This window comes from Clostridium sp. AF36-4, assembly GCF_003435975.1.
Classification (GTDB): Bacteria; Bacillota; Clostridia; order Lachnospirales; family Lachnospiraceae; genus Eubacterium_F.
The window spans coordinates 19,963-33,194 of record NZ_QTVH01000013.1 but is presented as its reverse complement, the minus strand read 5'-3'; the positions used below and the strand labels follow the sequence as shown (position 1 = coordinate 33,194).

Annotated in this window: 8 protein-coding genes, 1 tRNA gene and 1 other annotated feature; of the genes, 2 read left to right on the top strand and 7 right to left on the bottom strand. The window is 43.3% G+C overall.

Going from position 1 to position 13,232, the window contains the following annotated elements; genetic code table 11:
* Positions 1 to 271: 271 nt before the first annotated feature.
* Both DW005_RS08320 and tyrS read right to left on the bottom strand, forming a co-directional pair.
* Positions 272 to 345: transfer RNA gene (locus tag DW005_RS08320), tRNA-Pro, on the bottom strand.
* 358 nt (positions 346 to 703) lie between these two features.
* Positions 704 to 1,927: a tyrosine--tRNA ligase gene (tyrS, locus tag DW005_RS08315; RefSeq protein ID WP_117478912.1), complete on the bottom strand. Its 1,224-nt coding sequence runs from the start codon at positions 1,925 to 1,927 to the stop codon at positions 704 to 706.
* A 56-nt stretch (positions 1,928 to 1,983) separates the two neighbouring features.
* Positions 1,984 to 2,253: a binding site (T-box leader), on the bottom strand.
* Positions 2,254 to 2,440: 187 nt separating this feature from the next.
* Here tyrS and DW005_RS08310 point away from each other — a divergent pair.
* Positions 2,441 to 4,537 carry a L,D-transpeptidase gene (locus DW005_RS08310; protein WP_181974993.1) on the top strand — a complete coding sequence of 699 codons (2,097 nt, stop codon included), beginning with the start codon at positions 2,441 to 2,443 and terminating at the stop codon, positions 4,535 to 4,537.
* Positions 4,538 to 4,600: 63 nt separating this feature from the next.
* On the opposite strand, the gene DW005_RS08305 is transcribed toward DW005_RS08310, so the two are convergent.
* The 3 genes from DW005_RS08305 to DW005_RS08295 are packed head-to-tail and all read right to left on the bottom strand — an operon-like array spanning position 4,601 to position 6,868.
* Positions 4,601 to 4,861 carry a hypothetical protein gene (locus tag DW005_RS08305; protein ID WP_022376242.1) on the bottom strand — a complete coding sequence of 87 codons (261 nt, stop codon included), beginning with the start codon at positions 4,859 to 4,861 and terminating at the stop codon, positions 4,601 to 4,603.
* A gap of 1 nt (position 4,862) precedes the next feature.
* Positions 4,863 to 6,194, bottom strand: a complete 1,332-nt coding sequence (locus tag DW005_RS08300; protein ID WP_117478910.1) for a replication-associated recombination protein A — start codon at positions 6,192 to 6,194, stop codon at positions 4,863 to 4,865.
* Positions 6,191 to 6,868, bottom strand: coding sequence for a YigZ family protein (locus tag DW005_RS08295; RefSeq protein WP_117478909.1), 678 nt, complete (start codon positions 6,866 to 6,868; stop codon positions 6,191 to 6,193). The genes DW005_RS08300 and DW005_RS08295 overlap by 4 nt, the downstream gene beginning before the upstream one ends.
* 125 nt (positions 6,869 to 6,993) lie before the next feature.
* Here DW005_RS08295 and DW005_RS08290 point away from each other — a divergent pair, with 125 nt between their 5' ends.
* Entirely contained in the window at positions 6,994 to 9,540 is a 2,547-nt protein-coding gene (locus tag DW005_RS08290) for a transglycosylase domain-containing protein (RefSeq protein WP_181974992.1), read from the top strand.
* Here the strand turns inward: DW005_RS08290 and DW005_RS08285 are convergent.
* Positions 9,537 to 11,375, bottom strand: coding sequence for a YgiQ family radical SAM protein (locus tag DW005_RS08285; protein ID WP_117478907.1), 1,839 nt, complete (start codon positions 11,373 to 11,375; stop codon positions 9,537 to 9,539). The two genes, DW005_RS08290 and DW005_RS08285, sit on opposite strands and share 4 nt — an antisense overlap.
* Complete coding sequence (uvrC, locus tag DW005_RS08280; RefSeq protein WP_117478906.1) at positions 11,359 to 13,230, bottom strand: excinuclease ABC subunit UvrC; 1,872 nt, start codon at positions 13,228 to 13,230, stop codon at positions 11,359 to 11,361. Before uvrC ends, DW005_RS08285 begins: the two co-directional genes overlap by 17 nt.
* Positions 13,231 to 13,232 lie beyond the last annotated feature (2 nt).

Genomic DNA, 13,232 nt, shown 5'->3' with positions numbered 1-13,232 from the left:
AAGCTTTGCGTCTCGTGGGCGCTCCCGCTTATTGAGTGCGTAGCGGTATGGGCGCTTATGCTGTCGCATATACAAGCACCTCATACCGACGTACTCAAAACCCACTCGTCACAAAGTTTTTCTACGGAATTACTGGAATCCAAATAAACTGACACATAACATTTGCCACAATCCAATTATTTAAAAATCCGCTTTTTATACCTTCTTTACAGCCGTTTAACTTTTTTGATATTAAAAAAGATCCTCTCTCCTACTAAGAAAGGACCTTATATCGGCGTGACGGGATTCGAACCCACGGCCTCTTCGTCCCGAACGAAGCGCTCTACCAAACTGAGCCACACGCCGAACAACAAAATATATTTTACTACGAAAATTGCATTTATGCAAGTAAAATTTTTGTCGTTTTTGTATTGGCAACAAAAACCCCCATGAGCGGCCACTCATGGGGGTTTTGTCGTAACTTAACGATTAATACTTATTACTTTTGCCTAATCACAGTATATCAGATTTTTGGCAAAATACAACACTTTTAAGTATATTTATCATAAAAATTTAAACATCCCAAGCCGCCATATCTCCTGAAAAACTTTAGTGGCTGCCATGCATAGGAATACGCGGGTATCCGGCATGCGTCGTGTGCATGCCGATACCCCTGCGCATTCCTCAAGCGAAAGCGTGCATGGTGCCACTAATTTTTTTCTTTTTATTTTAAGACCATCCTTCTAAAGTTCTTCTTACCTTTTTTCAGCACCACACCATCACCGGCTAATTTCCCGCCGTCAATCTGTGCATGAATGTCAGTAATTTTTTCACCATCAATGGCAACACCACCCTGCTGAACGGCACGGCGCGCTTCCGAATTGGATGGCACCATTCCGGATTTATTCAACAGATTAAGAATACCGATTGTGCCATTTTCCAAATCTTCATCAGTTAATTCTACGGTAGGCATTTCTGCCGCGTTTCCGCTGCTAAACAGTGCTTTTGCGCTCTCCTGTGATTTCATGGCCTCTTCTTCTCCGTGAACCAGTTTGGTAAGCTCAAATGCAAGAATTTCTTTTGCTTTGTTTAACTGTGCGCCTTCCCAGTCGGACATCGCATCAATTTCCTCCAATGGAAGGAATGTAAGCATGCGGATGCACTTCAACACATCGCTGTCATCCACATTTCTCCAGTACTGGTAGAACTCAAACGGTGATGTTTTCTCCGGATCAAGCCAGACAGCTCCCTTTGCGGTTTTACCCATCTTTTTGCCCTCTGAGTTTAACAACAGCGTAATCGTCATAGCATGCGCATCTTTTCCTAATTTACGGCGAATCAATTCCGTACCGCCGAGCATGTTGCTCCACTGGTCATCGCCGCCAAACTGCATGTTACATCCATAATCCTGAAACAGTTTGTAAAAATCATAACTCTGCATAATCATGTAGTTAAATTCCAAAAAACTGAGACCTTTCTCCATCCTCTGCTTGTAGCACTCAGCGGAAAGCATACGGTTTACACTAAAATGCGCTCCTACATCACGAAGCACTTCAATATAGTTCAAATCCATGAGCCAGTCTGCATTGTTGACAAGAATTGCTTTTCCCTCAGAAAAATCAATAAAACGACTCATCTGTTTTTTGAAGCAGTCCACATTGTGCTGAATCGTCTCCGGTGTCATCATCTGACGCAAATCCGTTCTTCCGGATGGGTCACCAATCATCGCGGTACCGCCGCCTACTAACGCAATCGGTTTATTGCCCGCCATCTGCAAACGTTTCATCAGGCAAAGTGCCATAAAATGTCCGACATGCAGACTGTCAGCGGTCGGGTCAAAACCAATGTAAAAAGTAGCCTTCCCATTATTTACCATGTCTCGAATTTCTTCTTCGTTTGTCACCTGAGCGATTAAGCCTCTGGCAACTAATTCTTCATATACCTGCATTTTTTCCTCCATTCTAAAGCTGCCGCTTTTTATAATAAAAAAATCTCTCACCCTATTCAAAGGACGAGAGATATCATATCCCGTGTTACCACCTTTTTTCACAATCGACTCACATCAACTGCCTCATCAAGTACACCTGCCGGATGGCACGAATACTCCTGCACGATAACGTGTGCCGGGTTTCCCCTCTTCCGTCGGCACCTACCTGGTTTCAATGCCGAAGCTCCAAGATGTATTCCAAATAAGCGATTTCCCATGCCTCTCACCAGCCGGCTATTCTCTGTTGGCTCTTTCTTACTCGTACTTCTTCTCTTCTTTGCCTATGTGGGTATCTTAATATATCAAAACATTTTTGTCAAGAACACTTTTTGTAAAAGAACTGACACATATCCTTCTTATAATAAAGCATGATTTCTTGACAAACATTAGGAAATGTGCGATTATGAAAGAACTTGGCGTCATGTTTAAAGTCATGCCGTCAAATAGTGAATGGAACAGAATGGAGGTTTTATCATGAAACGTACTTACATAAGAAGTTTGCTTGTGTTCGTATTTGCTTCTTTGTTTCTGACATTTTCCTTTGTCAGCACACCGGCAAAAGCTGCGGCTGCTGCTACTGAAGCACCATCTACGCACAAAGCGGTTTTGACTACAAATCGTGCCGCCGGCACAGCAAACTACACCGTAACCGGTCTGGATTTGACATCCGATACCGCACTTACGATTAATGCAGTCAATTCTTCCACAAAGAAAACTGCTTTTACAAAAAATGTCACTCTCGACGAGACGAACTGCAAAGAAGGCACTTTTACAGGAAGCATTACTTTGGCGGACTTAAAATATGCATTTGCCAATTATACAGTAACCGTAACAATTGGTACAAAAACATTGACCGCCGGCACTGCTGACTTTACGATTCATACAGCAAAAGCAGGTCTTTCCATCACAGGAAATACCGGTGCCGCTGTTCGTACTGCTGCCTTCGTATCAAAAGAAGCCACAGGCGGTGTTTTAGTTCCCGGTACCGGAAACCAGATTTCCATCCAGATTTGGAACAAAAACCGCGCAGAATCCACCGCAGTAACCGTAGGCAAAGCAATGGGATTGAATGCGAACCAGAACTGGTCTGTTGATGTTTCCAAATCCGGAAATTATTATGGCAAATGGGGCGCAAAGGCCGTTGTTACAAACAGCAATTGGAAAACACAGTATACTTTAGCTTCTACCGAATATAATGTTGTCCCTTCCTGCACTTCATTTGTTACAAAGAAAACAAAAGCATTGGAGAAGAAAAAGGCATTTGCCATTCAACTTAGCGGATTGACTAACGTATTCGGTGTAAATGGTGTAACATTCCAGGTATTTAACAGCGATGGCAGACAGGTTGCTACACTTTCCGGCAAGAAAAAGACAGCTTCTTATTATAAAGAAGTTACGATGAAAACCTTAAAATACAATTTGGATTTATTTACAATTAAAGCGGTTGTGATCGATTCCAACAATAAAACTTATACGCTTGCACAGACAACAAAAGCTGACCAGCGTATGAAAAAGGGAACTCTTACCGTTACTAAAAAGAAAAATGCAACCTGCATCTATAAATTGTCCGGAGCTTATGTTCCCGGCAATATCAAAAAGGTTGAATTTGATATTTACCGGATTAAAAACGGTAAAAAGAAAAAGCTTGGCACATACAAAGCAAAAGCTTCTTCCAATAAAAAGACCTACACCGTAACAGTAAAAAATGAAGCAAAAGGAACTTACGAGGTTCGTGCATTTGCGACATCCGCATGGAAAAGCAGACTGTTGCTGAAAAAGAAAAAGTTCAAACTGAAAAAGTCAGACCTTGGTAAAAACGGCTGGTATTATGAAAAATATAAGGGAAAGAAATACAAATTCTATTATATTAACAATGAAAAACAGACCGACCTTACTAAGATTTTGAAACTGAAAAAAAGCAGTTCCTCTCATCAGAACAAGTTTTACATCGAAGTAAACCGTGCCGCATGTGTTGTTACGATTTACATGTACAACGATGAGACAAACAAATACGATATTCCGGTTAAAACGTGTTCTGTATGTGTCGGCAGTGACATCTGGACCGTTGCCGGTACCGGTGGCCTCCATGAGAAGTCAGCATATACTCCAATAGGTACATATTCGGTATGCACAAACGGCCAGTCCGTAAAATATACGATGAAACCGATGCATGAGCCGGATGGCAGTACTGTATATGCACGCTGGGCAACCCACATTGTCGGCAATGTTTATTTCCACTCGATTGCCGTCGGCACACAGTCTCATTATGCACTGCCTGCTGTCACCTACAACAAGCTTGGCAGACCTGCTTCTGCCGGATGTATCCGTATGGCAGTAGCGGATGCGAAGTGGATTTACGATTATACTTCAACCGGCAATACCATTAAAATCGTAAAGGGAAGCACAAAGAAACCGGGTCCTCTCGGCAAAGCAAAGACCATCAAAGTGAAAGGTGGCATCAACTACGACCCAACAGATCCCGGTGTACCGGATTCCCGCAAGAAAAAAGATTATAAAGCAAAACGAATCAGTGGATATCTGACAAAAAAAGGTAAAAAAATCGGATACTAAAAAAGATAAAAGAAAAGCTGTAAATTGGTGAATTTCATCAGTTTACAGCTTTTTTAATATCTGTTATTTTTCTTTCTTTATGTTTTCCCTATCCCGGTTCATAAACGATTTGGCAAATTGAATATAAAGCCAAAACAGAATTGGCAGTAAAATGCTGGAACCAATACACATTTTAAACAATTCCGGTGCCGCCTTTGATGTGGTGATTCCTGCAATCAAAGTTACAATATACAACGCAACTAAAAAGATTACACCAATAATTGCTGCAATACGCACACCCTTCGGATATGAACTTTCAAATTTTTCTTTTTTCTCTTCTGCCATCTTACCATTCCTCCTTATCTGCTCCAATTTTCTTCATATGCTGCTTAATTTCCTTTTCATAACCGTTCTCCGATAAATGAAAAAAATGCTCGGATTCCACCTCATCCGGCAGATACTGCTGTCTTACATAATGATTTTCGTAATCATGGGAATACTGGTACCCGATACCATGTCCGAGTTTTGCCGCACTTTTATAATGGGCATCCATCAAATGCGCCGGAATCCGGTAATTCGGATGCGTTTTAACATAATCCATGGCATCATCAATTGCAACAATTGCTGAATTGCTCTTCGGTGCACATGCCACATAAAGCGCCGCCTGTGAAAGCACAATTCTTGCCTCCGGCATACCAAGACGCTCAACTGCCTGTGCCGCCGCGGTCGCCACGACAAGAGCCTGTGGGTCAGCATTTGAAACATCCTCCGCCGCACAAATCATGATTCGTCTGGCAATAAATTTGATGTCCTCACCGGCATACAGCATTCTCGCCAGATAATAAACTACGGCATCCGGGTCAGAGCCCCGCATACTTTTAATAAATGCCGAAATGGTATCGTAATGATTATCCCCTGTTTTATCATAGCGGAGTACACGTTTTTGAATACATTCCTCGGCAACTTCCATCGTAATATGAATTTTGCCATCTGCACCTCTCTCGGTTGTCAAAACACCAAGTTCAATCGCATTTAAAGCACTTCTGGCATCACCACCGCTGATGTCCGCAAGAAATTCCAAAGCGTCTTTTTCGATGACTGCATCAAAACTGCCAAGTCCCTTTTCTTTATCTGTCACTGCACGCAGCAAAAGTTCCTTGATTTCATCTTTTTCCAATGCCTTTAATTCAAAAATAATCGAGCGGGACAAAAGCGCACCATTTACTTCAAAATACGGATTTTCCGTTGTTGCACCAATCAAGACAATGGTACCGTCTTCAACAAACGGAAGCAAATAGTCCTGCTGGCTTTTATTAAAGCGGTGAATCTCGTCAATAAACAAAATCGTCTTGCGCCCATAAGCCCCCCAGTTTTCTTTTGCTTTTTCAACAACTTCTTCCATGTCTTTTTTACCGGCTGATGTCGCATTAATCTGGAGAAATGCTGCACTTGTCGTATTCGCAATTACTTTCGCTAACGTCGTTTTTCCGGTTCCCGGCGGTCCATAAAAAATCAGCGAACTTAATTTATCTGCCTGAATTGCCCGGTACAATAATTTATCTTTTCCGATAATATGTTTCTGTCCCACAACCTCGTCCAAGGTAGTCGGACGGAGTCTTGAAGCAAGCGGCGATTCGGTCTCTTTTTTCTGCTCGCTCATATAATCTAATAAATTCATGATTCCTTTCCTTCCTGCCGTTTATCCATCTGTATAACTTCGTCTCCATGGAAACCATAACACAGTTTTTCGCCCCGTTCAAGTTTAGCTTTCGCAGCTGTTTTCTCCGTCAATGCCGTTTCAAATGAATCAATTTTCTCCTCCGGCACCAAAAACCGAAACACAACCTCATTTCCATATTCACACGATAACTCGTGAATCTCGTTGGTTCTTGCTAAATATTGGATTTTTCCAACCTCGTTATAATCCACTGTAACGGTCAGCGGGTAACCGGTCTCTTTTTCTAAAAGTACACAGTGATTTAATCCCTCTTTCATCGCACCGGAATACGCTCTTACAAGCCCCCCAGTACCAAGAAGAGTTCCTCCAAAATATCTTGTGACGACTGCCACAACATTATAAATTCCCTGTCCATCCAAAATATCCAACATCGGTCGGCCGGCCGTTCCTGATGGTTCCCCGTCATCGCTGCAGCGCACCGTATCCTTATTTTCACCTAAAATATAGGCAAAGCAGTTATGTCTGGCATCATAATATTTTTTCCGCATCGCGGTAATTTTTTCAAGTGCTTCTTCTTCCGTTGTGACCGGAAAAATGTTCGCAATAAAACGGGATTTCTTTTCTATAATTTCCCCTTGTCCACCTTCGTAGAGTATCTTAGATGCTGTTTCCATCCGTTTCGTTCCTTTCTCTTACTTCGTTCCTACTCCTTACTATTATAGTAATTGCCCTTTCCCTTTTCAAGAGTTTTTGTTATACTAAAAAGAAAAGGAAACATTCAGGAAGGAAAGGACCGCACATGAATTTTAGTCATAAGGGAATCCAGAATCGAAAACATCAGCTTGAATCCGCAGCCACTCACCGTCTGCACAAATTACAGCTTATGGGAATTCGTCTTACTCTCATCGGGCTTATTTTTATCAGCCTTTTTGCCGGAAGTTTCCTGATTGGGATGTACACAAGCATCTTATCTTCGACACCGGATGTGAACTCTATCCAGATTGTTCCAAAGGGCTATACAACGACAATTGTGGACAGTGAGGGAATTCCGATTCAGTCCTTAGTCGGGAAAGATGCCAACCGTGAATATGTTACATTGGATAAAATTCCTGAAAATCTTCAAAATGCCTTTATTGCCATTGAGGACGAGCGTTTCCGTAAGCATAACGGCGTGGATACACAGGGCGTTTTGCGTGCACTGACTATTGGCATAAAAAATAAGGGCGATTTTACACAAGGTGCCAGTACGATTACACAGCAGTTATTGAAAAACCAGGTATTTGAGGGCGGCGAGGAAAATACACTCTTTGAAAAAATAAAGCGTAAGCTGCAGGAGCAGTTTCTTGCTTTGCAGACCGAAAAAAAATACAGTAAAAACCAAATTCTCGAGTATTACTTAAATACCATTAACCTCGGGCAAAATACACTTGGTGTACAGGCAGCATCCAAACGATATTTTAATAAAAATGTTTCTGACCTCACCCTTTCCGAGTGTGCGGTTCTTGCCGGCATTACGCAAAACCCATCAGCGTACAATCCGATTTCCCATCCGGCGAAAAACAGTCAGAAACGCACAACTGTTTTGACCTATATGAAAAATCAGGGATATATTTCCAGTAAAGAATACACCGATACTCTCCGTGACCCGGTTTATGACCGCATCCAAAAAGTGAACAAACAAACATTTTCAAGTTCTTCCATTACCTCGTATTTTACCGATGCTTTGATCGAGCAGGTAATTCAGGATTTGAAAGCCAAATGCGGCTACACGGAAACGCAGGCTTATAACGCACTGTACAGCCGCGGCCTGACGATTTACAGCACGCAGGACAAATCTATGCAAAAAACCGTCGATTCAATGATGAACAACAAAAAATATTATCCTGCGAACTCTCGATATGAACTAACTTATCAATTGATTGTTACGCACAAGGACGGAACGCAGATTACCTATTCCTTTTCCGATATGAAGAAATGGTTTAAAAGTAGAAAGAAGGAAGTTATATCCGGATTATATAAAAAGAAATCCACTGCCAGAAAACAAATCAAGCAGTTCCGAGCTGCTATGCTGACGAAAGATGATACCGTGCAGTCTGAGACGATTGACCTCGTAATTGAACCGCAGTCCTCCTTTGTTGTAATCGACCAGCATACCGGTGCCGTAAAAGCGCTTGTCGGCGGTCGCGGTGATAAAAACGCAAGCCGCACACTGAACCGTGCAACGGATTCGGTGCGCCAGCCCGGCTCAACCTTTAAGATTTTATCGACATACCTGCCGGCACTTGACACTGCCGGCATGACGCTGGCAACCGTACAGGATGACGCCCCTTATTACTATCCGGGTACAAAACGGAAAGTGAAAAACTGGTACGGAAACTCCTACCGCGGACTTACTTCCCTGCGTGAAGCAATGGCGCAATCCATGAATGTAGTTGCCGTCAAAACATTGAAGGATGTAAGTCCTAAAACCGGATATGATTATTTATTAAATTTAGGTTTTACTACTTTGGTTGACAACTATACCAGTCAGGATGGAAACACCTATACGGATATTTCTCTCCCACTTGCTCTTGGAGGATTGACTAAAGGCGTTACCAACTTAGAATTAACGAACGGCTTTGCTACCATTGCCAATCAGGGACTTTATCATCCCGCCTTCTTTTATACAAAAATTGTCGACCATGACGGAAATGTGTTACTCGACAACACAACGAATACGGATACCAAACAGGTCATGAAAGAATCGACTGCATGGCTCCTTACCAGTGCAATGGAAGACGTCATTTCAAAAGGAACCGGCAGCCGCTTAAAATTCAAAAAAATCAATATGCCACAGGCAGGAAAAACCGGTACTTCCACCGGCAACCGTGACTTGTGGTTTGTCGGCTACACACCGTATCTCACAGCCGGCATCTGGGGCGGTTATGATTCCGGGCAAAAGCAAACATCTCTTACCTATCAGAAAGATTTGTGGCGTGACACGATGGAGAAGTTAAATCAAAATTACACAAAAGTTTCATTCAAGAAACCGGACTCTATCACAACCGCTGTTATTTGTACAAAATGCGGAAAACTTGCAATCAACGGTATTTGCGACAAGGCTGTTGGCGGCTCCTGCATAAAAAAAGAATACTTTGATAAAGAGTCCGTACCAAAGGAGAAATGCGACTGCCATGTGCGTTGCAAAATCTGCAAAGCCTCCGGACATCTTGCCGGCGACGGCTGCCCATCCTCACAGATTTATACAGCCGTTTACCTGCAAAAAAATGAGTCCACGCAAACCGCAGACTCATCGTTAAGCATTCCCCGCTATCTCGTAGGCTCCACGTGTAAAATCCACAACTAACGGCGCTTACGCTTTCTCGGAGAAATCAGACATTTTTTATCAAATCCAATTAAATCATTCCGCCCTGCCTTGAGCAGGGCCTCTTTTACTAAATCATAATTTTTAGGCTCCCTGTATTGAATTAATGCTCGCTGCATAGCCTTTTCATGGGAAGATTTCGGCACATAAATCGGCTCCATCGTACGAGGATCAAGTCCCGTATAATACATGCAGGTCGAAATCGTTGATGGCGTCGGATAAAAATCCTGCACCTGCTCCGGCATGTAGCCGAGGTCTCTAATATATTCCGCCAGTTCAATCGCATCCTTTAGCGTCGAACCCGGGTGAGAAGACATAAAATAAGGAACTACATACTGTTTCTTCCCCGTCCTTTTATTTACTTTTTCATAGCGTTTGCAAAACTTTTCATAGACCGCATGCGGTGGCTTTCCCATCGCCCGCAAAACATTATTAGAAACATGTTCCGGCGCCACTCTAAGCTGCCCGCTGATATGGTCTCTGCAAAGTTCACTAAGAAACGTATCATCCGTTTCCTGCATCACATAATCAAACCGGATTCCGGAACGGACAAATACTTTCTTAATTCCCGGCAAACGCTTCAGTTTCCGAAGCAGTGAAACATAATCCTTATGGTCAACTTTCAGATTCAGACACGGTTTGGGGAACAAACATTGCTTCATCTGGCAGACACCTTTTTCAAGCTGCTTGTCACACGAGGGTCTTCTGAAATTTGCTGTCGGTCCTCCCACATCGTGTATATATCCCTTAAATCCGGTTTTAACAGTCATCCCTTTTGCTTCTTCCAAAATCGACTCATGGCTTCTGACCTGAACAATTCTTCCCTGATGAAATGTGAGGGCACAGAAATTACAGCCGCCAAAACATCCACGGCAGCTTGTCAGACTAAACTGAATCTCGGAAATTGCCGGAACACCGCCTGCTGCCTCATAGGATGGATGATACGTTCCCACATAGGGATAGGCATAAATATCATCCATTTCCTGCGTAGTAAGTGGCTTTGCCGGTGGATTCTGCACAACCAACACTTTATTCGGATATGCTTCAACTAACGGTTTTGCCGTAAATGCATCAGTATTTTCATATTGCACATAAAAACTTTGTGCGTATTTTTTCTTATCCGTACTAACTTCTTCAAACGCAGGAAGAGAAATCGGCTCATACGCACTCAATTCCCCTTCTTTTGTACGGTACACAGTTCCCGCAACATACGTGATATCATGAATGGAAATACCGGCGTCTAACGCCTCTGCAATTTCAAGCATACTGTGTTCTCCCATGCCATACGAAATCATATCCGCACCGGAATCCAGTAAAATCGAGCGTTTCACCTTATCCGACCAGTAATCGTAATGCGCCAGCCGCCGTAAGCTCGCCTCGATTCCACCAAGAATAATCGGCGTATGTTTATACGTTCTGCGAATCAGATTCGAGTACACAACGGTTGCATAATCCGGGCGTTTCCCCATCACGCCGCCCGGCGTATACGCATCCGTTTTTCGTCTCTTTTTCGCCACCGTATAATGGTTTACCATGGAATCCATATTTCCTGCACACACTAAAAAAGCAAGGCGTGGCTCACCCAATTTTGTGATACTTGCATCGTCTTTCCAATCCGGCTGCGAAATAATTCCAACTTTATAACCATTTGCCTCCAAATGTCTGCTGATAATTGCCGGTCCGAAAGAAGAGTGGTCCACATAAGCGTCCCCAATGACAAATACAAAATCGCACCGGCTCCACCCCCGCCGTTTCATTGCTTTTTTACTCATTGGCAGAAAATCATCTGCCGCTTTTTTTTCATTCAGATTTGTCATCTCTTTCACCTTCTCTCTGTTTCGCTGCAAAAAACTGAACAACGGATTCCGCAGCCTGACGATTCATTTCCGGAATCTCCATCAGCTCTTCCACATCTGCTTTCTGAATCTCAGCTAATGACTGATAGGTCCGCATCAGCGCTTTACGCCTTGTGGCACCAATCATCGGAATATCATCAAGAATTGAATGAACCTGCGTCTTGCTTCGAATCTGCTTATGATACTCAATCGCAAAACGGTGTGTTTCATCCTGCACTCTCGTAATCAGGCGGAATCCCTCACTGTGTGTGTCAATCGGAATTTCTTCATTTTTAAAATACAGCCCGCGCGTCCTATGGTGGTCATCCTTTACCATGCCGCAGACCGGTATTGTTATATCTAATTTTAACAAAACTTCTTCTGCAATATTTACCTGGCCTTTTCCACCATCCATAAAAATAATATCCGGCAGATTGCGGAAAGAATCCATCTCCGACAAACCTTCCCGTTTACTGTGTTCAAAACGTCTCGTCAGCATTTCCCGCATAGCACCATAATCATCCGGCCCGCTCACGGAGCGGATACGAAATTTACGGTAATCATTCTTTTTCGCTTTTCCCTCTTCAAACACAACCATTGAACCAACCGTCTCAAAACCATTGATATTTGAAATATCATAGGATTCCACACGGCTGAGTCCGGAAATACCAAGCAAGCCTTCGATTTCCTCCATCGCACCTTTCGTCCTCGCCCGCTCTCTCTGTAACTTCTCAGCGTCCTTTTGAAGCACCATCCGGGCATTTTTCTTCGCCAACTCAAGCATGCGCTCTTTCTGACCGCGCTGTGGATAGCGGAAATACACCTTATGTCCGCGTTTTGCCGAAAGCCACTCAAGGATAGCATCTGCATCTTCCACTTCCTGCTCTAACCAGATTTCTTTCGGAATATACGGCGTTCCAGCATACATTTGTTTAATAAAAGCAGACAAAACAGCCCCTTCTGTCTCCTCATTTGTTCCGGTCAGATAGTAATGCTCTCTCCCCAGCATTTTTCCACCACGGATAAAAAACACCTGCACTACCGCATCCTCTTTTCCACGAGCCATCGCCACGATGTCACGGTCTTCAAAGTCCTCTGATGTAATTTTTTGCCGTTCTGTCACCTGACGGACACTCTGTATCAAATCACGGTATGTGGCGGCCTCCTCAAAATTCATCTCTGCTGCCGCTCGCTGCATTTTCTCCTCAAGTTCCTTCAATACCGATTTGGTATCGCCCTGCAAAAACTTCAGGGCACGCTCAAAATTTGCCCGGTACTCTTCCTTTTTCACATGTCCTTGGCATGGCGCCGGACACTGTCCAATCTGATGATACAGACAAGGTCTTTCTTTTCCTATATCACGTGGCAGCACGCGGTGGCAGTTTCTCAGATGAAACAACTGATTCACCAGTTCAATTGTATCACGAATCGCCTTGCCACTTGTAAACGGTCCAAAATACTTACAGCCGTCCCGTTTCATCTGACGCGCAAAAAGAAGCCTTGGGTAGGCTTCTGAAACCGTCGCTTTTAAGAAAGGATAGCTCTTGCCATCCTTTAACATTGTATTATACCGTGGGGAATGTTCCTTAATCAGATTGCACTCTAACACCAATGCTTCCAGTTCGCTGTCCGTCACAATATACTCAAACCACGCAATACGGTCAATCATCCGCTGTATTTTAGGCGTCACATGACGGCTCTTCTGAAAATACTGGCGTACTCTGTTTTTTAGACTAATTGCCTTTCCCACATAAATAATCTCATCCGTTTGGTCATGCATGAGATACACGCCCGGCTTACCGGGCAGTTTTTTCAATTCCTCTTCCAGATTAAACACAT

Coding starts and splice junctions, on each gene's coding strand:
- DW005_RS08285 (WP_117478907.1), bottom strand. CDS start 11,375: ATGACAAATCTGAATGAAAAAAAAGCGGCAGATGATTTTCTGCCAATG.
- DW005_RS08305 (WP_022376242.1), bottom strand. CDS start 4,861: ATGGCAGAAGAGAAAAAAGAAAAATTTGAAAGTTCATATCCGAAGGGT.
- tyrS (WP_117478912.1), bottom strand. CDS start 1,927: ATGCAGGTATATGAAGAATTAGTTGCCAGAGGCTTAATCGCTCAGGTG.
- DW005_RS08300 (WP_117478910.1), bottom strand. CDS start 6,194: ATGAATTTATTAGATTATATGAGCGAGCAGAAAAAAGAGACCGAATCG.
- DW005_RS08290 (WP_181974992.1), top strand. CDS start 6,994: ATGAATTTTAGTCATAAGGGAATCCAGAATCGAAAACATCAGCTTGAA.
- DW005_RS08295 (WP_117478909.1), bottom strand. CDS start 6,868: ATGGAAACAGCATCTAAGATACTCTACGAAGGTGGACAAGGGGAAATT.
- DW005_RS08310 (WP_181974993.1), top strand. CDS start 2,441: ATGAAACGTACTTACATAAGAAGTTTGCTTGTGTTCGTATTTGCTTCT.